General features: G+C 57.7%; 16 protein-coding genes and 4 pseudogenes. 5 read left to right on the plus strand and 15 right to left on the minus strand.

The features are described from left to right. Positions 1-8: 8 nt before the first annotated feature. Positions 9-206 (plus strand): annotated as a pseudogene (locus G8E10_RS15020) (transposase domain-containing protein); the annotation flags it as partial. A 281-nt stretch (positions 207-487) separates the two neighbouring features. Here the strand turns inward: G8E10_RS15020 and glmM are convergent. The 3 genes from glmM to glmS all read right to left on the minus strand — a co-directional run bounded on the left by glmM (position 488) and on the right by glmS (position 6,946). Next, positions 488-1,840, minus strand: coding sequence for a phosphoglucosamine mutase (gene glmM / locus G8E10_RS15025; RefSeq protein WP_167129918.1), 1,353 nt, complete (start codon positions 1,838-1,840; stop codon positions 488-490). A gap of 350 nt (positions 1,841-2,190) precedes the next feature. Continuing rightward, entirely contained in the window at positions 2,191-4,767 is a 2,577-nt protein-coding gene (locus tag G8E10_RS15030) for a glycosyltransferase (RefSeq protein ID WP_167129919.1), read from the minus strand. A gap of 352 nt (positions 4,768-5,119) precedes the next feature. After that, on the minus strand, positions 5,120-6,946 hold the full coding sequence (glmS, locus tag G8E10_RS15035) for a glutamine--fructose-6-phosphate transaminase (isomerizing) (protein ID WP_167129920.1): 1,827 nt from the start codon (positions 6,944-6,946) through the stop codon (positions 5,120-5,122). A gap of 646 nt (positions 6,947-7,592) precedes the next feature. Between glmS and G8E10_RS15040 the strand changes: the two genes are divergently transcribed. Continuing rightward, positions 7,593-8,855 carry a protoporphyrinogen/coproporphyrinogen oxidase gene (locus G8E10_RS15040; protein ID WP_167129921.1) on the plus strand — a complete coding sequence of 421 codons (1,263 nt, stop codon included), beginning with the start codon at positions 7,593-7,595 and terminating at the stop codon, positions 8,853-8,855. Beyond that, complete coding sequence (locus G8E10_RS15045) at positions 8,848-10,083, plus strand: hypothetical protein (RefSeq protein WP_167129922.1); 1,236 nt, start codon at positions 8,848-8,850, stop codon at positions 10,081-10,083. The genes G8E10_RS15040 and G8E10_RS15045 overlap by 8 nt, the downstream gene beginning before the upstream one ends. A gap of 220 nt (positions 10,084-10,303) precedes the next feature. Here the strand turns inward: G8E10_RS15045 and tnpC are convergent, their stop codons facing one another. Then, the gene (gene tnpC, locus G8E10_RS15050; protein ID WP_167129923.1) at positions 10,304-11,587 is read right to left on the minus strand and encodes an IS66 family transposase; all 1,284 of its coding nucleotides are present in this window, start codon (positions 11,585-11,587) and stop codon (positions 10,304-10,306) included. A gap of 256 nt (positions 11,588-11,843) precedes the next feature. Beyond that, positions 11,844-11,978 (minus strand): annotated as a pseudogene (locus G8E10_RS26015) (IS3 family transposase); the annotation flags it as partial. Between the two features lie 79 nt (positions 11,979-12,057). Here G8E10_RS26015 and G8E10_RS15060 point away from each other — a divergent pair. Together G8E10_RS15060 and G8E10_RS26325 are read left to right on the plus strand one after the other, a co-directional pair. Then, positions 12,058-12,596 (plus strand): annotated as a pseudogene (locus G8E10_RS15060) (transposase family protein); the annotation flags it as partial. Positions 12,597-12,609: 13 nt separating this feature from the next. Beyond that, positions 12,610-12,744 (plus strand): integrase core domain-containing protein, encoded by a 135-nt coding sequence (locus tag G8E10_RS26325; RefSeq protein ID WP_425530846.1) that lies wholly within the window; start codon positions 12,610-12,612, stop codon positions 12,742-12,744. A 60-nt stretch (positions 12,745-12,804) separates the two neighbouring features. On the opposite strand, the pseudogene G8E10_RS15065 reads toward G8E10_RS26325, so the two are convergent. From G8E10_RS15065 to G8E10_RS15110, 10 genes and pseudogenes are all read right to left on the minus strand, one after another. Continuing rightward, positions 12,805-12,945: pseudogene (locus G8E10_RS15065) on the minus strand (transposase); the annotation flags it as partial. 450 nt (positions 12,946-13,395) lie between these two features. Beyond that, a complete protein-coding gene (locus tag G8E10_RS15070) occupies positions 13,396-13,899 on the minus strand; it encodes a chemotaxis protein CheW (protein WP_167129924.1) in 504 nt (167 codons plus the stop codon). Between the two features lies 1 nt (position 13,900). Continuing rightward, complete coding sequence (locus G8E10_RS15075; protein WP_167129925.1) at positions 13,901-15,616, minus strand: methyl-accepting chemotaxis protein; 1,716 nt, start codon at positions 15,614-15,616, stop codon at positions 13,901-13,903. 45 nt (positions 15,617-15,661) lie between these two features. Continuing rightward, on the minus strand, positions 15,662-16,147 hold the full coding sequence (locus G8E10_RS15080) for a chemotaxis protein CheW (RefSeq protein WP_132449492.1): 486 nt from the start codon (positions 16,145-16,147) through the stop codon (positions 15,662-15,664). Between the two features lie 449 nt (positions 16,148-16,596). Beyond that, complete coding sequence (locus G8E10_RS15085) at positions 16,597-17,373, minus strand: inositol monophosphatase family protein (protein WP_167129926.1); 777 nt, start codon at positions 17,371-17,373, stop codon at positions 16,597-16,599. Continuing rightward, the gene (locus G8E10_RS15090) at positions 17,370-18,254 is read right to left on the minus strand and encodes a glycerophosphodiester phosphodiesterase family protein (protein ID WP_281517598.1); all 885 of its coding nucleotides are present in this window, start codon (positions 18,252-18,254) and stop codon (positions 17,370-17,372) included. The genes G8E10_RS15085 and G8E10_RS15090 overlap by 4 nt, the downstream gene beginning before the upstream one ends. 38 nt (positions 18,255-18,292) lie before the next feature. After that, positions 18,293-19,159 carry an ABC transporter permease gene (locus G8E10_RS15095; RefSeq protein ID WP_167129927.1) on the minus strand — a complete coding sequence of 289 codons (867 nt, stop codon included), beginning with the start codon at positions 19,157-19,159 and terminating at the stop codon, positions 18,293-18,295. Further along, entirely contained in the window at positions 19,156-20,013 is an 858-nt protein-coding gene (locus G8E10_RS15100) for an ABC transporter permease (protein WP_167129928.1), read from the minus strand. Before G8E10_RS15100 ends, G8E10_RS15095 begins: the two co-directional genes overlap by 4 nt. Continuing rightward, positions 20,013-21,080 (minus strand): ABC transporter ATP-binding protein, encoded by a 1,068-nt coding sequence (locus G8E10_RS15105; RefSeq protein WP_167129929.1) that lies wholly within the window; start codon positions 21,078-21,080, stop codon positions 20,013-20,015. The genes G8E10_RS15100 and G8E10_RS15105 overlap by 1 nt, the downstream gene beginning before the upstream one ends. A 92-nt stretch (positions 21,081-21,172) precedes the next feature. Next, positions 21,173-22,402 (minus strand): extracellular solute-binding protein, encoded by a 1,230-nt coding sequence (locus G8E10_RS15110; protein WP_167129930.1) that lies wholly within the window; start codon positions 22,400-22,402, stop codon positions 21,173-21,175. Positions 22,403-22,535 lie beyond the last annotated feature (133 nt).

Below are 22,535 nucleotides of genomic sequence, written 5' to 3' on the forward strand. Positions count from 1 at the left end.
CGGACGCTCACAGTCTATTTGCCGGCAGCGAGGGTGGTGGACGCACCTGGGCAACGGTCGCCACCCTCTTGCAGACAGCCAAAATGAATGGCGTCGATCCGCTCTACTGGCTCTCCCAGACCTTGGTCCGCATCGCTCAGGGCTGGCCAGTATCAGAGACCGAGGCGCTCATGCCTTGGAACTTCAAATCAGACGTGATCGGCTGACCGCTTACAAACCTCCTATTTGCGCTACCGATTCAGATTCGTCGGCTTTTGGGAACCCCGAGAGTCAGCATCAATGGAGGTTGGTATTCCACGAAGGTCGCCGTACCGCCGCATGACGCTGGCCGCCCCGGAAGGGGGTGATGACACCACGAAATCCAGCCCGAAATCGGAGGCAGATGCCGCCAACATCCGTCCGGCGGCGCCACAGGTCACCAAGTGAGCTCTGATTTGAGGTTTCCGGTCATCCAGAGAGCAGCGCCGTGCTTGGAAACCATCGAGTCTCATGCAACGTGGCGGACGGAGCCGATGACGGAGACGAGTTCGTCGACGATGCGCTCGACCTGGCCGCGATCGTCGCCTTCCGCCATCACGCGGATCAGCGGCTCGGTGCCGGAGGGGCGGATGAGGAGGCGGCCGTTCTTCGACAGTGCGGCCTCGGCATCGGCGATCGCCTGACGGACGGCATTGTCCTCCAGCGGCTTGCCTGCGGAAATGCGCACGTTCTTCAGGACCTGCGGCACGGGCGTGAACTTGTGGCAGACCTCGCTGACGGGCTTGCCCAGCCGCTTGACGCTGGAGAGCACCTGAAGCGCGGCGACGAGGCCGTCGCCCGTTGTGCCGAAATCCGAGAGCACGATATGACCCGACTGCTCGCCACCGATGTTGAAGCCGTTTTCGCGCATGTGCTCGACGACATAGCGGTCGCCGACCTTGGTGCGCTGGAGCGACAGCTTGCGGCTCTGCAGGTAACGCTCCAAACCGAGATTGGACATGACCGTGGCGACGATGCCGCCGCCGCGCAAGGTGCCTTCCGCCGCCCAGCTGTCGGCAATCACGGCCATCAGCTGGTCGCCGTCGATGATCGTACCCTTTTCATCGACGATCAGCACGCGGTCGGCATCGCCATCCAGCGCAATGCCGATATCGGCGCGGACTTCGTGCACTTTCTTCGAGAGGGCAGCCGGGCTGGTGGAGCCGCAGTCCAGATTGATGTTCGTGCCGTTCGGCTCCGTGCCGATCGACACCACGTCGGCGCCGAGCTCCCAGAGGGCGGCCGGCGCGACCTTGTAGGCGGCGCCATTGGCGCAATCGATGGCGATGCGCAGGCCCTTCAGCGTCACGTCGCGCGGCAGCGTGCGTTTGGCGTGCTCGATATAGCGGTCATGCACGCCGTCGATGCGCTTAGCGCGGCCGATCTCGTTGCTGTGCGCGAGCTGCATCGACAGGTCCTGATCGAGCAGTTCCTCGATCTGGCTCTCGATATCGTCGGAGAGCTTGTAGCCATCGGGACCGAAAAGCTTGATGCCGTTGTCTTCGAACGGATTGTGCGAGGCGGAGATCATTACGCCGATATCCGCGCGCAGCGACCGTGTCAGCATGGCGACGGCGGGCGTGGGAATGGGGCCGAGGACGAAGGCATCGACACCGGCCGCGGTGAAGCCGGCGACCAAGGCGTTTTCCAGCATATAGCCCGACAGGCGGGTATCCTTGCCGATGACGACCCGATGCCGGTGCGCGCCACGGCGAAAGATGGTGCCGACGGCAATGCCGACCCGCATGGCAAGGTCCGGCGTCATCGGGAAAATGTTGGCCTGCCCGCGAATGCCGTCAGTGCCGAAATATCTAGGCTTCATTTCTACTTTCGTCTTCTTACAACTACGGCAACATATTCCTATTAACCGAGATCTTATGGGTAATGATGGTGACAGTTGTCTGTAGATACAAATCTTACGTATTCGAGGATTTCCACGCCCTGCAGGAATCATACAAATGAAACAACGTCACCGCACGAATGATCCAATTTTTGAAGCAAATGGTAAACTTTCTCCTTCTAACCGCGGTCTCTAATAAACCGAAAATAACCATTTAATCTTTCCCATGTCAGAGAGAGCGGCGCCTGCCCGTTATTTGATGTCAAAGAAAGTCTAATTTAATAAACCATATCGCCCTATCCGCCCGACGTCGGTCCGCGAAAGCTGCTAATTTAATTCAGAGCTGACTCAACGAGCGTATCTAGTCGAGCGAGTTCGAAAACTACATCGCCATCATGAACAAAAATAGTACTGCCTGCTTCTACTAAGTTAAGCTGGTTAATAGGGACTGATAAATCGAATCCATACGCCTTACGACTTGAGCCCAGTTGCGCCATATACGCAACAACGTCTTCACGGCCGACGGCAGTGTGGTCTAAGAATATGGCTTTTCCGTCGTGATTAGCGGAGAACTTTACGTTTTCAGTACTAGTCGATAGCCAGCCACTAACAACCAAAGCCTGCTCTTCGACGACCGTTGCGTCGATCGCATACTGACCGTCAAAGGGCCTTGCGCCTCTGTACGTGACGCGCTCGACTGAATTCCCGCTTACGTAAAACGAGTCGGGATGGCGTATTGGCGCGTGCAAATGACTGGTCTGCAATACCATTCTGCCAAGCAATGAGGCTGACACAGAGAATCCTTTGGAGTACGCGAAGGTAAGGCTACTCTTGATAATGGTTGCTTGAGAGTGCCCAGCAAATTCAGAGTTTGCCCGATTACGGGAATGCGAGCCAGCGAGAACTCTATAAAAGTACGTCACGCTAGGTATCATCTCAAACTTTCTCCCCGTAAGGATCAGCCTCATCATGAATTCCCAGTCTTCATAGTGAAATTGTCTATCATTACTATATAACGTAGACAGGAACGTCTCACGGCGGATAACTATCCCGCAATGCGAAACATTCTTGAAAAGAATTAGGTCCTTGATGCCGTCTTTTGGGCACCAGTAGTGGTTTTCCACACCAAAAGTCTTCATCAACCCGGTTGCCGCATCGACATTCGCGTTGTAATCCAAATAACTACGAAGCTTCGGGACGGCGCCTGGTGCGAGTAGATCGTCGCAGTCAAGGAAAATCAAATAGTCACTAGTACTTGCTTTGCCGCCGAGATTCCTAGCGGCACCCGGTCCGCCATTATACTGACTCTTGAGATACTTAAGTTCCACTTTGCTAGGATTATGGACGCTGTCAAGCCACGCTTTAAACTCATCCTCTTCTCGCACGAAGTCTTCACCTGAGCAATCATCGACGACTATTATCTCATCTCCTGACGCTAGCTGCCCAACAACAGATAAGATTGCAAGGCGAAGATGCTTAAAGTCTTTATAGTGAGGTATGACGATGCCACAACTGCCTGCTCGAACTTGGCCAACAGAAAACTCATTAGCTGTCTCATTATTGGCGGCAGCAAGGAATTTAGTGACTTCCGAATTAAACTGCATCGCGACCTTCCTATAAAGATCTTGCGAGTCAGCGCTTTGTGAAACCAATCTTTGCCTATCTGCGACGTGATTAGATTTTTCTATCTCGACGTATGAAACGAACGCCACTAACGCTTCAATATCGTCTATCTCGTAACTTTTGACATTCGCGAAACTTTTAGATATTTCTTCCATGCCGCCGGATTTGGATACTAGTATCGATAGCGGCAGATGCAAAACTTCTATCAACGCATTCGGATAATTTTCAAACAGCGATGGGTAGATGGCTGCATCGCACGCCTTAATAGTTTCAGCCAGGACAACCTGTGGCAACCTTCCCCAAAACTTTGCTTCGATACCCGACGCTGAGAGGATATCAGCAATCACTGCTTGAATCGATGGTACGCCAGGCGCTTCGGTGTCAGCGCCAAAAAAATGTAGCTTGATTATCTTTGGATCAATTCTGCCTTGTTTTACAGCTTCCCCGAGCGTTTTTGCAAGTTTTACAGACCCTTTACGCGTTTCGAGTCGTCCGATGACGCCAATGTTAAGTCTATCTTTTTGAAACGGCCTTCCGTTTGCAATGATCGTCGTAATTCCAGAGGAAGGCTTAATATGGGACTCGGGCCAAGGATGCGGTAATTTTAGTGTCTCCTTGTGACTCAAGTCGACATTGAGTTCACTTTGAGCCGCTCCAATTACATGCTGCAGCATCGCATCGTTGCCAAATAGTATTGTATCTGTCTCTTCAAGAGCTTTTACTTCGTAAGAAACCATCTCTATATGGTAGTCTTGATAATCTAACAGTGACTTTCTATTGTCGCCAAACAACATAAAGTGTGGCGAATGGAGGCGCACGTAACTGGTAAAAGCTATTGTGCCTGCCTTCTTAGCGCGTATGGAAAAGTAGCCTTCGCCACCATAGTCTGGGAACTCGACGCGACTGAATTCTGTCCCACCTGCCTGAAGAGCAATAAGGTATCTCATGATGTTAAAAGAGAATTTATTGTAGTCATCGCCAATGAAGTTGATAGGGTTTTGACCATGTAAGGTCGCTCTACTAAGGACAGCGACCGATACATTATCATATCTAGCAGTGAAATCTTCGAAGAAATCGGCCTCCATACTTGCGGATATGAGTAAAACTTTACTCCGACCTGCGTTTTCTAGCAGCAACCGAGTGTAGGTGCCTATGCCACCATGGACTTTCCCAATTGGCTCGAAGCAAGTTATGACATAGTCATAATTAGCTTTGATGTTAAATTCCTGTATGACAAAGTCGCTTAACGACGAGATTTCGGTTTGCGCGGCTAGCAGACTTTGCATAGCAATCCTCATTTTCTTATGTTGTTCAAGCTGGCTCTTACTTTGCTTAGTCGACCCAAGCTAGCTAACGTATCCGCTCTTTAGATTTAACTAGTTTTAAGAATGCTGGGAATGGATTCGCGAATACTGAAATGCGTTGCCGTGTAGCGTTTGCGCGCGCTTCCAAGACTCCGCCGCAATCAAATTAGCAATAACTAACATTATCTTTGCTCGTCCTATCTCCCTAGGTCGAGGGAGATATCAGGAGATATTGCCCGCAGCAAGCCTACGCGGGTCGCCTAGACGAGATCATTGCTCACGTCGTCCCCAACCATCTTTCAATCAGTATGTACAAGTTTTTGAGGGGCATCAGTTATTCCACGGTTACTGATTTTGCCAAATTGCGGGGTTGATCTACATCGGTGCCCATGAACACGGCGGTGTGGTAGGCCAGAAGCTGGATCGGCAATGAGAAGATCATCGGCGCGATCAGTTCGTCCACGTTCGGCAGCACGATCGTGCTCATGGTCTCCAACTTGGAAGCAGCCGCACCCCGTTCGTCGGTAATGAAGATGATCCGGCCGCCGCGGGCCGCGACCTCCTGCATGTTCGAGATGGTCTTCTCGAAGAACCGGTCGTGCGGCGCGATCACGATGACCGGCATGTTCTCGTCGATCAGCGCGATCGGCCCATGCTTCAGCTCGCCGGCCGCATAGCCCTCGGCATGGATGTAGGAAATCTCCTTCAGCTTCAGCGCGCCTTCCATAGCGAGAGGGAAGCTGGTGCCTCGGCCGAGGTATATCGCATCTTGGCATTTGGCGAGTTCCCGCGCGAGGCTTTCCATCTTCGGCTGGATGGCGTTGAGAACGCTCGCCATGATCCGCGGCATCTCGGCAAGATGCCGTACGAGAACACGCTCTTCCTCAATGGAAATGGTGCCGCGCGCCCGCCCGGCCCCGACGGCAAGCGCCGCGAGCACGGCCAGCTGGCAGGTAAAGGCCTTGGTGGATGCGACGCCGATTTCCGGACCGGCGAGAATCGGGAAGACGGCATCCGACGAGCGGGCAATGGTCGATTCACTCGCGTTGACGACCGCGCCGATCGTCAGGCCGAGATCCTTGCAGTAGCGCAGCGACGCCAGCGTATCCGCCGTCTCACCGGACTGCGAGATGAACAGAGCCGCCGCATCGGGCGACAGGGGAATATCGCGATAGCGGAACTCGGAGGCGACATCGATCTCCACCGGCAGCCGCGCATAGCGCTCGAACCAGTATTTGCCGATCAAACCAGCGAGATAGGCCGTGCCGCAGGCCGAGATGGCAAGGCTCGGTATCCGGGCGAAATCGATGGCCGAGGCGGCAGCGCTGACGCGGTTCTCCGTGAAATCGACATAGTGGCCAAGCGCGTGCGAGATGACCTCCGGCTGCTCGTAGATCTCCTTTTCCATGAAGTGCCGGTGGTTGCCCTTGTCCACCATGTAGGCGGCGGCGATCGACACCTGTCGCGGACGCGTCACAGGGTTGCCGTCATGGTCGAGGATGTCGACGCCATCCGCCGTCAGCACGGCCCAGTCGCCATCGTTGAGATAAGTGATCTCGTTGGTGAAGGGCGCGAGCGCGATCGCATCCGAGCCGAGAAACATCTCTTGCTCGCCATAGCCGACCGCAAGCGGCGGGCCGGAACGGGCTGCGAGAATCGTACCCGGCGTATCGGCAAACAGCACCGCTAGCGCATAGGCACCGGTGACCGACCGCAGCATCGCCTGCATGGCTTCTCTACCGTCCAGCCCGTCCCGCCGAAGCTTGGCGAGCAGCTGCGCGACGACCTCTGTGTCCGTCTGCGTCGAGAAGGTCGCGCCGTCAGCGATCAGGGTATCCTTGATCTCGGAGAAATTCTCGATGATCCCGTTGTGCACGACGGCGACGCCATCGGTGAAATGCGGATGGGCGTTGTTCTCCGTCGGTGCGCCATGCGTCGCCCAGCGCGTGTGTGCGATGCCGATCAGGCCGGGAAGCGGATCGCCGGCGAGCTTCGTTTCGAGATTGAACAACTTGCCTTCGGCGCGCCGACGGTCGAGCTGGCCGTCATGGATCGTCGCCACACCGGCCGAATCATAGCCGCGATATTCGAGCCGCTTGAGGGCATCGACCAGCCTCTCAGAAACGGGCCGTGTCCCGACGATTGCCACTATACCGCACATCTTTGTTCTCTCCCAAAAGAGGATTCATGTTGTAGCAGATCACGCAACTCTACTCATCAAGCGCCCCGCAGATCGACGGAATCGGTCATGTTTGAACGCGTGTCGCTAGTCAACGATTAATATGACCTGTATGTGAATCATTGGACATCTCGAGGTGACAAATTCTTAAGTCGACCTTTGCCTGTTTGTGTCATTCATTTGACACCATGAATTTACTTTGCTAGCGCATGCCCCCAACGAGTGAGTGGTGCCATATCACCAGGGAATACAACTGTGTATACCGATCGGCGACATGCAAACATTACAAGGGTTTAGTTATGCTGTCTGGGAGCGAGGGTGGGGGAGTGCAAATGAACATAACGCGCTGTATTTCCTTACAGGCTGTGGCGTTGATAATTGAGTATGTGTAATTTTACACCCGTAAACTTTGCACAGATATTTCTGTATTTTCCATGTCGTAGAAAATGTCATTGTGACAAACTTACTGCAGTAAGAGATTACGATGAATATCAGGCAATCATACTCTATTAACGTCTTTATTTATTTTATTCTTCTCGCAAAGGTTTACTAGGTAACTATCGAACGGCAGTAATGTCCGCTCCCTTGAGTTAATAGCAGATCATCTGCAATTTAGTGGTAGGTAAATATGGCTAGCATCGCAGTAATCGGAAGTGGTATATCTGGCGCATCGTGTGCCAGGCTGCTTAGAGACAACGGGCACAGTGTCGTCATATACGAGTCGAAGCCGCGGACTGGAGGGCTCGTGGCTTGCACAGAGGAAGAAGGGAACTTGTTTCACAGAGTAGGTGGGCACGTTTTTAATTCACATGATCCGCGTGTCTCGAGATGGTTCTGGTCGCTCTTTGACCGCGAGGCTGAGTTTATATTCGCGCGCCGTAATGCTGCTATTTATATCGGAGAGAGCTTTATTGGATATCCAATCGAAAATCATCTCTACCAACTACCCAAAGACCAAGTATCAAAAATAATACCAGAGCTGCTCGAGGTTGCTCGAGAAAAGAAAAACTTGGGCAATACCCAAAATTTTTACGACTTTTTGCTAAGTACGTTTGGCCAGACACTCTGTGAAGAGTACTTTTTTCCATACAATACGAAAATTTGGAATGCTGATCTTCGAGAGATGCCGATGTCATGGTTGGCAGGTAAGCTGCCGATGCCAGACCTGGCGTCGATCTTGCATGCGAATGTTTTCCGCGCTGACGAGCAAAGTATGGTTCACTCAACGTTCTTCTATCCTAGAACAGGTGGATCTCAATTTATTATCGATAAGATAATTTCCGATATTGAGGTAAAGTTTGAAAAATGCAGCTCTATTGTTCTAGGAGAGCGAACTTTAGTTAACGGCTGTAGATATGACTCAGTCGTATACACCGGCGACATTCGAGATCTAAATTCGATTATTGAATTGACTGAGCTCAAAACCTTAAGTGCATCCCACTTTCCAAGTAACGGCACTACCACAGTGTTATGCTCGTGCGACAGCAATCCTTATTCTTGGGTGTACATTCCATCTATAAAGATACGCAGTCATAGAATGATCATGACTGGGAACTTTTCTCCCAGCAACAACTCTGTCGCACTTGGCAACGGTCGCATTAGCTGCACAGTTGAGTTCGTTGGTAGATGCACTGAGGCCGAGGTGAGCGAGGCGCTATCGATGCTTCCATTCAACCCTAAGGCAATAAGCCTCAACTACGAAAGTAACTCCTACGTAATTCAGGCAAGCAATACGAGATCTGAAATCGACAAGATACGTGAAGGTCTACGGGCTCGTAATGTTTGGCTTTGCGGGCGCTTTGCTGAGTGGGAATACTACAATATGGATGCTGCGATAGCCTCAGCAATGCATGTTGCTGACGAGGTCTGCGCAAGGGTTGGTAATGATTAAAGTTGATGTCGATCGTATATCTTATATTAGCTCCGACGGTGTAGAGCGGTGTATTACTTCTCCGTGGAGTGATTGCGCAAATCCGCTCTATCCTTCCCGTGAGATGGAGGGCAACTGGATCTTTCTCGGTTGTTGCGCAACGGACGATGGCGCTGCAATTGACTTTATATCGCTTCGTGGCCTATCAGAACTCGCCCGATGGCGGATTGACGATGATGGCAATTACGTATCTCAACAACGTTTAAATGCTTCGGCAGCTGGGATCTTCGCTAAACGACCGATGTATTATCATATGGCGGATCCGTCTGAGGTTGCAAAGTTTGCGAGGAGGTTTTCGAATGATTACCAGATATACTGCGCCATAAAGTACATTATGGGCGATCCAGTATATGCCCAATCATATCTCGACACATACGCTCCTGGTGCTTATCATGCCACTAGAGACGATGAAGTTACTGGCGGTATCAAGTTATATGCAAATATTATATTCAATCATAATTACAGTCGCAATATCCCTGCGATAGACAAGTTATACGAGGGTCGCTTCTCAGCCGTAAATTATATATTGCCCAATGCTGCTCCGCAGTCTGAGAGATGCAGTCATTTTCCTGCAGGATCTTTCGCGTACCATACATTGATATATATGGCAGCTATGAAGCTGCTAGGGGATGAGAGGTTTGATGAGTCGGGTTGGTACATGTTCTGCCAAGACGATGTTTACCTAAACAAAAACTTTTCTTGTTCAACTTTTTCAAAATTTGTTAACGGTGCTGAACCATGTGCGGCGTTCTATTGCGATGTCATTTCGACGCGATGGGACTACAATTCTAGTTGGGCATGGAACACTAGGGCTCTTGGTCGCATAAAGGATCCGCGAAGTTTTGAGCTTGGAAATGGTTTTGAAGGTTACAATGCTTTCTTTGATATCGAAGCGCTCTCATCTGCGGTGGGTGATATATTTTTCGTTTCAGGAAAGTATCTTCGCGAGTTCTGCGAGATACTTGGAAACTATATATCAGAGGATGTTTTTCCTGAGATATCGATTCCGTCCTCTTTGAGCTCGCTTTGCTGCGTAACTGGGAGAAGTTTGGCTCGCTTTTCCGGCATGTATCTATGGGGTGATGAGAGAAGTGTATTAAATTCAGAGTATTTGTCTGATTTTGATACTGGCACGTCTTTGTTTATACACCCGGTCAAGCTTGATGTTGCCTCATCGTCGTCTAAGTAGTTTCTCTCAGTCGCACTGGGCAGTAGATTAATAACGATCTGATAGAAATTTTTGCTGCCGCTAATTTGACGGCGGCGAGAACGTCCATAGGGGCTTTTGTCATAACGGGTTACGATGACTTTTGAGCTGTTTCAGTTTACTGAAGAAACGTAACCATCAGATTGTTACCGTGGGGAATGTCTCGACGCGGTAATTACCCAGGGCTTGTTTCCCGCCGATTTCAGGCTGTGACGGTCTGAAGAATCGTCTTGAAGGTGTTGGCGCCGGGGCGCAGGCGCGCGGTATCGACGACGGTGCGGATGTCGGCCTCGCCTTTGGCGGCCCACATGGCGCGATAGCCGTTCGTGACTTTCCGCTGGATGACGGCGGGGCGCAGAGATCGCTCGCAGGCATTGTTCGTCGGCTCGACCATGCCGGGGTGGAGTGCGAAGGTCAGAAGCTGATCGCGGGCTCGCCGGAACTTGTTCTGGATGGTTCGAGCGAAGTCGCAACCTGTCGATGTCGCTAGAATGGCCTCGAGACTTTTCGCAAGGGCTTTGCGCTTGGTGGCGATGGTCGATGTGGCGAGCGTGCCGATATCGTCGGCAAGGGCGAAGGCTCGTTTCAGCCAGAGCCGAAGCCGCGACGGGAGCGCGTCCTCGCCGGCTTGTTCGGCATAGGCGACATCGCGGGCGAGATGGGCCAGGGAGGTCTGATGCGCCGCGCCATGGCCCTGCTGGGCCGAATAGCGATCGGAACACCACACATCTGGGCGATGGCCGTACATCAGGGTCTCGACAACGACGGCGCCGCGTGTCGGAGCGGCTCGATGGACGACGGCCTCGCTACAGCGGAACACCCATTGATAGAAATTGCTCCCCTCGATCCGCACACCGGTTTCATCCGACGCCACAACACTGGCCCGGCGCAGGGAGGCGATGGCAGCATCGCGCTCGGCGACGAATGTCCCTTGCGCCCGGCGCAGCATATTCATCAGGCCGCCCTGGCTGACGGTCAGTCCGAACAGGTCGGCGAGCGCACCTTGAAGCCGCTCGTAGGACAGTGCCTGGAAGGTCTTGAGATAGGTCGCCACAGCATGCAGCCGCGGTCCGAACGGCGTGCCCTTGGCCGCATCCGGAACGGGCGCGGCAACGAGCATGCCACAGGACGGACAGGATACCGCCAGACGCCGGTGCCGCTCGGCGAAGGGCTTGATCTGCGGCAACTCGACGGTCTCATGCTCGCTGACGACCGACACGGGAAGATCGTGTCCCAGAGCCGTTCCGCAGCACGCGCATTGATCGGGACGATGATCGACGACGCGATCGAAATCAGCGGCCATCGCCCGGCTGTGCCCTTCATGGCCAAGCTTGGCTCCGCCGGGCTTGGATCGTTCGCGCTGTTCCTTGCGGTCCGTCGACGGCGGCTTCGAGGACGTGCGCGACGTCTTCTCCGGACGCTGAATCTTCAGCACCAGATCGATCAGCTCCTCCTTCGTCAGACGTTGCAAATCACCGCGTTCCATACCGACAGGGATTCAGTGTTTCCACGCTTTGGCAAGGGGGTGGGTAATTACTCGACGCGTGCTGAGATCTCTTCGCCGAGGACAAGCAATCGAGGAACTCCTGCCATTGCTTGGCTGACCGAAGCGCCTCAGTCAGCATCTGCCTGAGTTCGTTGATGCCATCGTCTGTCAGAGCGGGTGTGCTCTCGTCATCTCCGGTAACGACGCTGATGATGTTGCCATATGCGCCTAACCGGTTCAGTTCTGCGTGGAAACCAACATCGTTGGCCTGACGAAGCTCGCGGTTCTCCCGCTCAAGAGCCTTCATCTTCTCAGCGACATCGCTCGGCAGGCCTGCTCGTTTATCACTGTCGACCTCGGTCTTCTTGACCCACTTGTGCAGGGTGTGAGCTGGCTCGGGAAATTTGAACAGCCAGGATAAGTGGAGTTTCTGCCTGACTTCGGCTTAGATGCCGGGAACAGGAGAGAGCATGACAAGACAACCGCGCCGGAACCATAGCCCGGCTTTCAAGGCAAAGGTGATGCTCGCCGCCATCCGAGGCGAACAAACACTGGTGGAATTGTCCCAGCAGTTTGATGTGCACGCCAACCAAATCAAGCAATGGAAAGACCAACTCCTTGAGGGGGCGACAGGCGTTTTTGGAGATGAAGCCAAGGCGGAACCGGCGGGTCTAACCGTCGACGTCAAAACGCTGCACGCTAAAATCGGGGAGCTGACGCTAGAAAACGATTTTTTAGCCGGAGCGCTCGGCAAAGCGGGCTTGCTGGGCGGAAAAAAATGAGCGACCGCAAGCACGAACTGTCGGTCGCACGCCAGGCGAAGCTTCTCGGCTTCAGCCGTGGCACGGTCTATTATCTACCTCGTCCAGTGCCCGACGGCGATCTTGCCCTGATGCGCCGGATTGACGAGTTGCATCTCGACTACCCCTTTGCCGGAAGTCGGATGTTGCAAGGGCTCTTGAGAGGAGAAGGGCTGGAGACTGGGCGGCTGCACATCGCCACGCTGATGAGCCTATAAAACAGTGTCCGAGGCCCGCGCTGGCATTAGCCGCTATCTGACATTTTACAATAGCCGACGCCCACATTCATCCCTTGACCGGCAGACGCCGGATCAGGCCTACTTCAACGCGCTGGCACCGATGATGGTGGCGGCATAATCGAGGCGGAAATCCACTTAACGAAACGCCCGAAACTGTTCAAACAAACCGAGCCACCTCTGTGGCTGGCGAGCAGCCGATCTTGGTAGCGATAGATGAAACGGCAGCCCACCGCGAAGGGTGCTCGGCCTCGTGATCCAGCACCATACGTATGGCACGGCTACGGACTTCAGGTGAAAACTTGTTCGTTGTCTTGCCCATGATGGCTCCACTTTCTCAGAAATTGGAGCCTCCGGCAAACCCGGTGCGGTTCACATGTCGCTGGTCCGGTTTCCCGGAGGGAAGCCGTGGCAACCCAAGCGGAGCAGGACCCTCTTTTCCAGCGAGCGTCACAGATACCAGCTTCTGGCAATCCGACCTACTCGATGACGCCGCAGTCCATGGTTCTTGCCATGACCGAAAATGGACCCGCGGTGCAGATCTTAGGAATAACGCCAATAGCTAGGACCGGCTCGACCAGCATGAGAACTCCAGCGCCTCTGTCCCCTTGTATTGCCTGCAGGTTTCTCCCGACCAGATTGCTCCCTTCTGGTGCTTTTTCGAGAGGCCAACGACACTCGGGCCCCTCGCCCAGTTAATTATGCCGTCCTCTCGACAAGACATCCTGCCTACCGTCATTGGTCAAGCAGCGCGCAAGACCTGTGCCCGCGTTTACGCGACGTTGCGCTCCGGCAGGCCGTTCGTGGCGAGGATCGGTCCGCTGTCGCTGATGTCGCTGAACAACCGGGCAAGGTCGATGATGACGACAAAGCCGGTTTCGCGGCGGACGACACCGCGGATGTAGTCCGACCGCCAGCGTACGCCGATGTCGGGTGCCTGCTCGATGCTGTCGCGCCGGAAGGGGGTTACCTCGAACACCTTGTCGGCGACCAGCCCCAGCGCGAGGTCCTTCTCGCCCAAGGGAATGTCGAGCACCAGAATGCGGGTGTGGGGCGTGCGCACGGTGGGCGTCATGCCCAGCCGCAGGCGCAGGTCGATGATCGGTACGCCCTGACCGCGCACGTCGCGCAGGCCCATCAGGTAGTCGGGCCCGTGCGGGATCTTGAACGGGTCCTCGTGGTCCAGGATCTCCCGGACCACGGTGACGGGAACGGCAAACAGCTCTTCCCCGAGGCTGAAGGTGACGAACTGGGACTCCGCCGGCATATGGTCCATATCAGGCGCTCTGCTTGAAGTCGGCGTCGTCGGCGTCCGGGCCGCCCATCGACATGTCCAGCGCAAAGCCCTTCACGCGGGCCTGCTGGGCAGAAACGCTCTGGCGGGGGGCGACGGCTGCCGGCTTGCGCGGGGCGGCGGCCGGGCGTGCGGTTGCCGTGTGATGGGCGGTGTGATGCGCGGACCGCTGGGGCGCGGCGGCGACCGGGGCCGGCTTGTGCGAGACGTTGTCCACCCGGAAGAAGGCGATGGAGGCCTGAAGCTCCTCGGCCTGGGCGGCCAATTCTTCGGATGTCGCCGACATCTGCTCGGAAGCACCGGCATTCTGCTGCGTCACCTTGTCGAGCTGCTGGATCGCCTCGTTGATCTGCGAGGCCCCGATGTCCTGCTCGCGGCAGGCAGCCGAGATCTCGGCGATCAGTTCGGCCGTCTTGCGGATGTCGGGCACGAGGCGTCCGAGCATGTCGCCGGCTTCCGTCGCCACCTGCACCGTCTCGCCGGAGAGACCGCTGATTTCGGCAGCGGCCGCCTGGCTGCGTTCGGCCAGCTTGCGCACTTCGGAGGCAACGACCGCAAAGCCCTTGCCGTGTTCGCCGGCACGGGCCGCTTCCACGGCGGCGTTCAGCGCCAGCAGATCGGTCTGGCGGGCGATTTCCTGAACGATGGAGATCTTCTCGGCAATCGTGCGCATGGCGACGACGGCACGGGCAACCGCGGCTCCGCTGGCTTCTGCATCCTTGGACGACTGGCGGGCGATCTTCTCGGTCTGGGCGGCATTGTCGGCGTTCTGCTTGATGTTGGCCGCCATCTCTTCCATCGAAGCGGAGGCTTCCTCGGCGGACGAGGCCTGCTCGGTTGCGCCCTGGCTCAGCTGTTCGGAGCTCGAGGACAGCTCCTGGCTGCCCGAGGAGACGTTGTCGGAGGCCGACAGCGCATCGCCGACCACGCCGCGTAGGCGCTCGACCATGGCGTTGACGTGGGAGAGCATCTCGCCGATCTCGTCCTTCGAGCCGACGACGGCAAGCTGCGTCAGATCGCCTTCCGCTACGCTACGAACGGCCGTGGATGCGCGGGCCAGACCGCGGCTGATAGTGATGGAGATCCAGACGGCAGCACCGATCGCGATCAACGAGGCGACCGCGGCGAGGGCAATCATGACGGTGCGGGTTATGTCATAGAGGGTGTCTGCCGCATGATCGGCATCGGCAAGCTGCGACTTCGACAGGTCGACGAGTTCGGCCACGGAGGCGTCGATCACATTGGCAAGCTCGCGGCCCTCCGTGATCGAGATCCGCAGCGCCTGGTCCGCAGAACCAGATTCCATGAAGGTGTAGATGCGCCGGTTGACATCCTCAGCCTTCGCGGCGAGATCCTTGATCGCCATCCACTTTGGGCGGCCTTCCGCGCTGGCGATCGCCAGTGCCTTGCCGAGCGTCTCGTTCATGCGAACGAAGGCCTGGGTGCTCTTGGTATTGGCTGCGGCAAGTTCGGCCGGCGTGTTGGTGGTCAGCATGTTCTTCTGCTGACGGATGCCCTCAAGCTGCGCGATGTTGAGGCTCTGCGCGAACTCGAGCCGCGTGACCGGGCCGGCGAGAACATCACTCATCGACTGATTGAGATTCGAAAGGCTGTACAGGGCATAGCCTGCGGTACCCACCATCAGAACGATGAGAAAGGTAAAGGCGGTGGCGAGCTTCATTTTCAGCGTGAAGGTCATGGTTTCGATCCGATGCTGCAGATGGACGGAGGAGGAAGAGCGATCTTAGTGGGAGGCAAAGATCGTCTTGAGGTTTGGCACGATGACGAACTCGCCGTTTCGCTTGACGAGGCAGTCGATGAAATCCGCCCGCCAGCGCATGCCGACGCTCGGCGGTGCTTCGCTGGCAGCGCGAGAGAGGGTGGTGACCTCGTAGACCTTGTCGGTGCGGATGCCAACGAGGCAGGGCTCACCGTCGATGTCGAGTTGGACGACGATGATGCGGCTGTCGATGGACGCTGCGCCGGCCTCCATGCCGAAGGCAAGGCGAATGTCGGCCAAGGGAATGACCTTGCCGCGAAAATTGACCACGCCGCCGAGATAGGCTTTGGCGCCGGGCACACGTGTTTCGGGTAGGAGGTCGAGGATTTCCTGCACCGTCATTGCCTCGATAGCGAAGGTCTCGCCATTGAGATTGAAGGTCAGTACGGACATCTCGTCCTGCCCGTTCCACGTGGTTGAAACGTCGCTTCGGGTGACCTGCAGACTCATACGATTGCGCGCAACTGCGCCTCCTGTCGAGCGCATGTACGCGCGCGCGAAGCTGTGATTGGCAATGCCTGATCCGTCATAACCCTGTCCCTAGCGTTGAGCCCGCAAACCCTGAATCCACGCGACGACTGCAGCTCAAAGCAGCCTAAGCGTGGCGAGCGAGCCGACGTTTCCTCATAGATTTGTAGGAAACGCGACACGGATGTCGTTGATGAGAAATGATTGGTCGACCACGGAGATCCGTATCATTCGGATCAGGGTCCGGCGCGTAACCGGGCCAATCTTGACAACTGACGTTTGCATAGAGGTGGTTAATGTTGAATAAATAAATTGCTAAAGTGTGTGAACACAAGCGTTTTCCGGCAAAAGTGGGATTGCCGAAAATGCTTGCGTTTCATGTTTCTTGCAGGCTCGCCGAGCCGTCGCGGACGTGGTTCTCCCGCCCGCTGTCAGCCCTTGATGATCTCCGGCCAGAGAGCCGCCGTTGCGTCCAGCAGGGGGGCCGTGCCGGCAGCAATCCAGGGGATGTCGCTGTCAGCTCTGGTGCCGATGCGGACGTTAAGGCCGGCTTCGCGGGCAAGCACGGCGCCGCCAGCAATGTCCCACATGGTGGTGATTTTCTGCAGGTGACCGTCGAAAATGCCGCGGGCAGCAAAGACCAGCGAGACCGAGGTGGTGTGCAGCGCCTCGACCACCCAGCCCGCTTGCCGAAGACCGGTATGCAGAGCGCCGATCTCGGCAATGTCGTCGTGCGCGCTGTCGCCGAGCGAGACGACGCGGACATCGCCCAGAGGAGCGCTGCGGGCGAGCGTCACGCCGTTGCGCAGGAGGCCGGTGCCCTCAGCCGCGCTATAAACCTCGCCGAAGACGGGAAGGGAGACCACGCCGAGGTCCGGTCGGCCGTTCGTGACATGGCCGAGCGAGATGCCCCAGAGCGGCGAGCCTCGCAGGAAGTTCGAGGTGCCGTCGATCGGATCGATGATCCAGTAGGCCTCGCCGCCGACGCCGCCGAGCTCCTCGCCGACGATCGTCTCGCCTGGGAACGCCGCGTCGATACGCTGGCGGATCAGCGTCTCGATGCTGGTATCGGCTTCGGATACGAAGTCCTGGAAGCCTTTTTCCCGCGTGGCGATCGCGTCGCGCGCGGCAAAGAAGGCGAGCGCTTCGTGCATGGCCTCCTCGACGATGACGGTTGCCTTCGACAGCCGGTCTTGCGTGTTCGTCATGCCGCATCTCCCTCGTTTTGCGTGGCCCAAGCGCGAAATGCCTCGATCTCATCCGTCTGGATCGCGCCGACACCCGCTTGTTTCAGCCGGCTCCAGACCGCATGCGGGTCGTGAAGCGCGCGGCTGTCGTTGTAGTCGAGGCAATGGGAGACATCGAGTGTGTTGATCCAGACGCGGATATTCTGGCGGGTGAGTTCTTCGCGGGCGGCCGCGATGTCGTCGATATCGTCGAACTTGACCTCGATCATCGGCGCGCGGAGGGTAGCGATGCGGCGAAGGTCTTCGGCGAAGCGGTCTTTGCGAACCCGAAACATCGGCATATGCGGGATGCGGCCGAACCAGTCGGCGTCCAGAATTGGAAAACGCGTCGCATTGATGTCGATATCGGTCTTGACGAGAACCTGTGACTCGACGCCGAGCCGTAGAACCGTCTCCATGACGGCCGGCAGGTCGCGCTCGAACTTCGTGTCGATGTTGACGGCGATGCGGCCCCGCGCGGCCTCGAGGATTTCCTCCAGCGTCGGCACGGACTCCTGCGTCGCTGCGGCGCCCTTTCCGCCGGCGCCGACCTTCAGGCGGGCGTTGCGAACGGTGTCGAAGGAAAGTTCCGCGACAATGCCAGTGCCAGTCGTCGTGCGGTCGAGCGTCTTGTCGTGGATGACGACGAGGTGCCCGTCGGCGGTTGCCTGTGTGTCGATCTCGACCATTTCGACGCGGGCCGCGATGGCCGCCTCGATGGAGGCGATCGAATTTTCCGCCGTGGTCTTCCAGAAGCCGCGATGGGCGATGGTGAGGATGGCGGGATTGTCGCGCGAGGCCATGAGGAGGACGTCGGGTGTGTGAAACGGTGCGGCGGCGAGGCGGCTTTGGGAGGTGGGCATGAGGTCTTGCTTTCGGTTCGTGTTGCGGTGTGCGGACATCAGATCTTGCCCATGCCGGCCGCCATCAGGTCGTCGCGCAGCACGCGGCCGGCGATGACGAAGATAACGAGGGCGGGCAGGAGCAGGAGGAAGGAGACGATGGAGGCAAGCGGCAGCTGCATCGAATAGGGATCGAGATACATGTAGAGCTTGATCGGCAGCGTCTCGACCACAGGGGCGCCGACGATGAAGGATTTGTCGAACTCCTCGAAGCTGCCGACGAAGGACATCAAGCCGCCGGCCAGAAGCCCGGGCACGGCGAGCGGCAGTACGATATGCCTTACGATGCCGAACGTGCCGGCGCCGAGCGAGCGGGCGGCATGGAGGAGGTCGTCGGGGATCGTCTCGAGGGCCGCCGTCATCAGCCGGATCATCAGCGGCAGGGTGCCGACGATCTGCACGAGGATAACGCCGGCGACCGAATAGGCAAGGCCGAGCGCCAGAAACACCTGGCCGATGCCCACAGCCACCACGATGCCGGGAATGATGATCGGTGCGAGGATGAAGATCTCCACCGCCCGCTTCAGCCGGAAGGGAAACCGCGCCATGGCCCAGGCCGTGGGCAGGGCAATGAGGGCCGTGGCGAAGGTGACGACAAAGGCGATGACGATGCTGTTGATCGCGGCGCGCAACAGGCCGCTATCGCCGAGCACGCCGGCCCAGCGCTCGGTCGTGTAGCTTTGCGGCAGCACATGCGGCGGCGGCCAGCCATCGGCGATGCTCCAGAGGAACATCAGCCCGAGCGGCAGGGCGATTGCCAGGAACAGGAAGGCATAGAGGCCGACCGCAACGGGAAGCCGGTCTTCGCGCGTGAAGCGCCGTTTGCGGGCGGCGGGCGACAGGGTGTTTTCGGCAAGGGCGCTCATTTCGTATCTCCGCGTCCATGCGCATCGCCGATGCGCGATGTCAGGGTGTAATAGGCGACGAGAACGGCGACGGCGAAGGCGCTCAGCACCATGCCCATGGCGAAGACCTGGGGAAACCGGCCCTGATTGAATTCGTTGACCATCAGCACGGACAGAGGTCTTGCCGTCGGCGGCCCGACGATATCGGGAATGGCATAGGAGCCCATGGAGCCGATGAAGGTCAGGAGCACGGCCGCCGTGATGCCGGGCATGGCGAGCGGCACCTCCACAAGGAAGAAGGTGGCAAGCCGCGACGCTCCGAGCGTGCGGCCCGCAAAGCGGATATCCTCCGGGATCGCGGCAAAGGCGCTGGTGATGATCAGCGTCATGAACGGGATCTGCTTCCAGACGCTGGCAAGAATGACGCCGACGCCCCAGTCGTCGCGCACGAGTTTCGGCAGCCCGAGCCCCAGAGGCGCCACCGCCCGGTCGATGAAACCGCCGCGCTCGAAGAGGACGATGATCATCAGGCCGACGATGATGCCGGGAACCGCGAGCGGCAGCTTGTAGAGACCGCTGAAGAGCTTGCGCCCGACGAAGTGCCGACGGATGGCGAGCGACAGCGGCACGGAGACCAGAAGCGACACGACGACCGGCGCAACCCCGTAATAGATGGAGGTGCCGAGCCCACGCAGCATGGAGGGACGCGTGAAGATGCGCACGTACCAAGCAAGCGTGAAGCTGCCATCCTCCAAGCGCAGGCTGCCGATGAGGGCGGAGGCCAGCGGGCCGCCGAAGAACAGGAGAAGATAGCCGACACCCGGCGCCAGCAGCAGCGGCAGGAGCAGGCGATGATCGCGAAGCAGCGCCGGCATCACGCGGCTTCTCGGGCGGGCACGCGGTCCTCGATCACCCGGTCCTCGAGCACGGGCAGGCGATCCGGGAACGTCAGCTCCACAGTGCGGCCGGGCTCGATCAGCGCATCGCCGCCTGCCTGGCTGACCTTCAAGAGGGTCTCGCCGACGGCGACCGTATAGAGCGCGCTTGCGCCCATGAAGGACACGCCGGCAACCGTCGCCGGTGCGCTCGAGACGTGATCGCAGGCGCGGATGCCGATGCTTTCCGGTCGCACGGACACCTGGGCCGGACCCATGGCCTCCGTGGCGAGATCAACCGGCTGGCCCCAGGGGAGTTGCCCCTGCCGGCCGGAGGCGGTGACGGCGAGCAGATTGGTCTGGCCGAGGAAGCCGGCTGTGAAGGCTTGTTTCGGCGAGCGGTAAAGCTCCAACGGCGTGCCGATCTCGACCACGCGACCGGCATTCATCACCACGATCCGGTCCGACATGGCCATCGCCTCGGCCTGGTCGTGGGTGACATAGAGGCTGGTCGCGCCGATACGCCGGTGCAGCGCGACGAGTTCGTGGCGCAGCGTATCGCGCAGCTTCGCATCGAGATTGGAGAGCGGCTCGTCGAAGAGCAGCAGGTTCGGCTGCATGACGATGGCGCGGGCGAGCGCCACGCGCTGCTGCTGCCCACCGGACAGCTGGCGCGGCATGCGGGCCGTCAGACCCGTGAGGGTGCAGATGTCGAGTGCATGGGCGATCCGCCTCTGCTGCTCGACCTTCGGCACGTTCTTCATCCGCAGGCCGAAGCGCAGGTTCTGCTCGACCGTCATGTGTGGAAACAGGGCGTAAGACTGGAACACCATGGCGATGTCGCGCCGTTCGGGCGGCAGCATGTCAATACGCTGGCCGGCGAGGCGGATCTCGCCGCCGCTCTGCTGGCTGATGCCCATGACGATCCGCAGAAGCGAGGATTTTCCGCAGCCGGACGGGCCGAGAATGGTGACGAACTCGCCCTTTTTGACGCAGAGCGAGACAGGATGAAGGGCGCGGCTCGCACCGTAATCCTTGGTGATATCGGTGATTGCAAGCATGGTCATGGCCGTTTCCCGATGGATCGGAGGGGGTATGTCTTTGCGTCGGTCCCGACCTCAAGGCGGCGGAAGAGCCGCCTTGAGGTCGGGTGAGCCGGCTACTGGTTGAGCACCTTCTCGTCCAGCGCCTCGGAAAGCGCTGTCGCCATGTCCCAGAAAGCGGTGACGCTGAGGCGCGGATAGACGCTTAATGGCAGCATGTGGGCCTGCGTTTCCGCCGGCACCTGATCGCTGGTCACATCCGTGCGCGGCGAGCGCGAGGCTTTGCTCTCGAGTTTCCAGAGCTGGAATTCCTTGCTCATGGCCATATCGATTAGGAGCAGGGCGGCGGCCACGTGCCGGGCATTGGCCGGCACGAACATGGCATCGCCCGAGCCGATCTGACCCGTTTCAAGCAGCGTCAGGCGGATCGTCTCCGGCACCTGCTTGGTGGCGAGGAAGGTCATCACTTGGTCTTCCCAGACGGTACCTATGGACAGCTGGCGATTGTTGATGAGGTTGAGCGTATCGGCATTGCCGTTGGTGAGTTCGGCGACCGCCAGCAGGCGGCGATAGTAATCCCAGACCGGATCGAGGCATTCCGAGCCCATGGCCCATTCCTCGGCTTCGTCCAACGTCTGGTTCGCGTCGGTCAGCTGCGCCTTGCAGTCGCCCGTCAGCAGATCGAGCGCCAGCGAATAGAGGAACCCACTGCCGGAGCCGCCCTTGGCGGGCGAGGTGACGCCGAGGCGCTTGGGATTCTTTTCCGCCCAGGCGAGCAGATCGGTGAAGCTTCTCGGAACCTCCGCGGCCGTCACGACCGCGCTGTCATATCCGATGGCTGTCTGATTGAGGTGGACGAGCGGAAAGCTGCCGCCATGCGGCTTGCCGAAGATGGTCTCGCTCAGCACCGGATCGTAGTGATCCATATTGGGCAGGATCTTGGTCAGCGCGATCTTGCCGACGACCCCCTTTGACGACAGCAGCGGATAGCCGCCACCGCCAGCGAAGTAGACATCGACGGGTGAATCCTGTCCGGCGGCCTGCACGGCGATCAGCTGCTGGTTTGCCTGGTCGCCCTTGACGTCGGAATAGCTGACCTTGATGCCGTATTTTGCCTCGAAGCGACGGATCAGCTCCTTCCAGGTGTCGCCGAAGCTGCCGGCGAAATTGTACATCGTCACAGTACCTTCCGCTTTGGCAGCGGGCACGACGATCTCGTAGAAATTGTCGCGCGTGACCGACGAAAGATCGAAGGTCAGGTTCTTCATGTTGGTCTCGGCCGCAAGACACGGGGCGGCGGTGGCCGTCAGCGCGAGAACGGCGGCGGCAAGAATGGTCCTGAACATAGGGGCTCCTCGGGATCCGATGGGATGTGGGAATGAGAGACATGCCCTTTGGCGACATGCGCGTTTCCGATGGAGACCTATTACTACACCTAGAGTGTAATATTTATGACGGTTTTGTAAAATGTGGGATCGT

Origin of the sequence: Ferranicluibacter rubi (assembly GCF_011603255.1) — a bacterium.
Taxonomy (GTDB): domain Bacteria; phylum Pseudomonadota; class Alphaproteobacteria; order Rhizobiales; family Rhizobiaceae; genus Ferranicluibacter; species Ferranicluibacter rubi.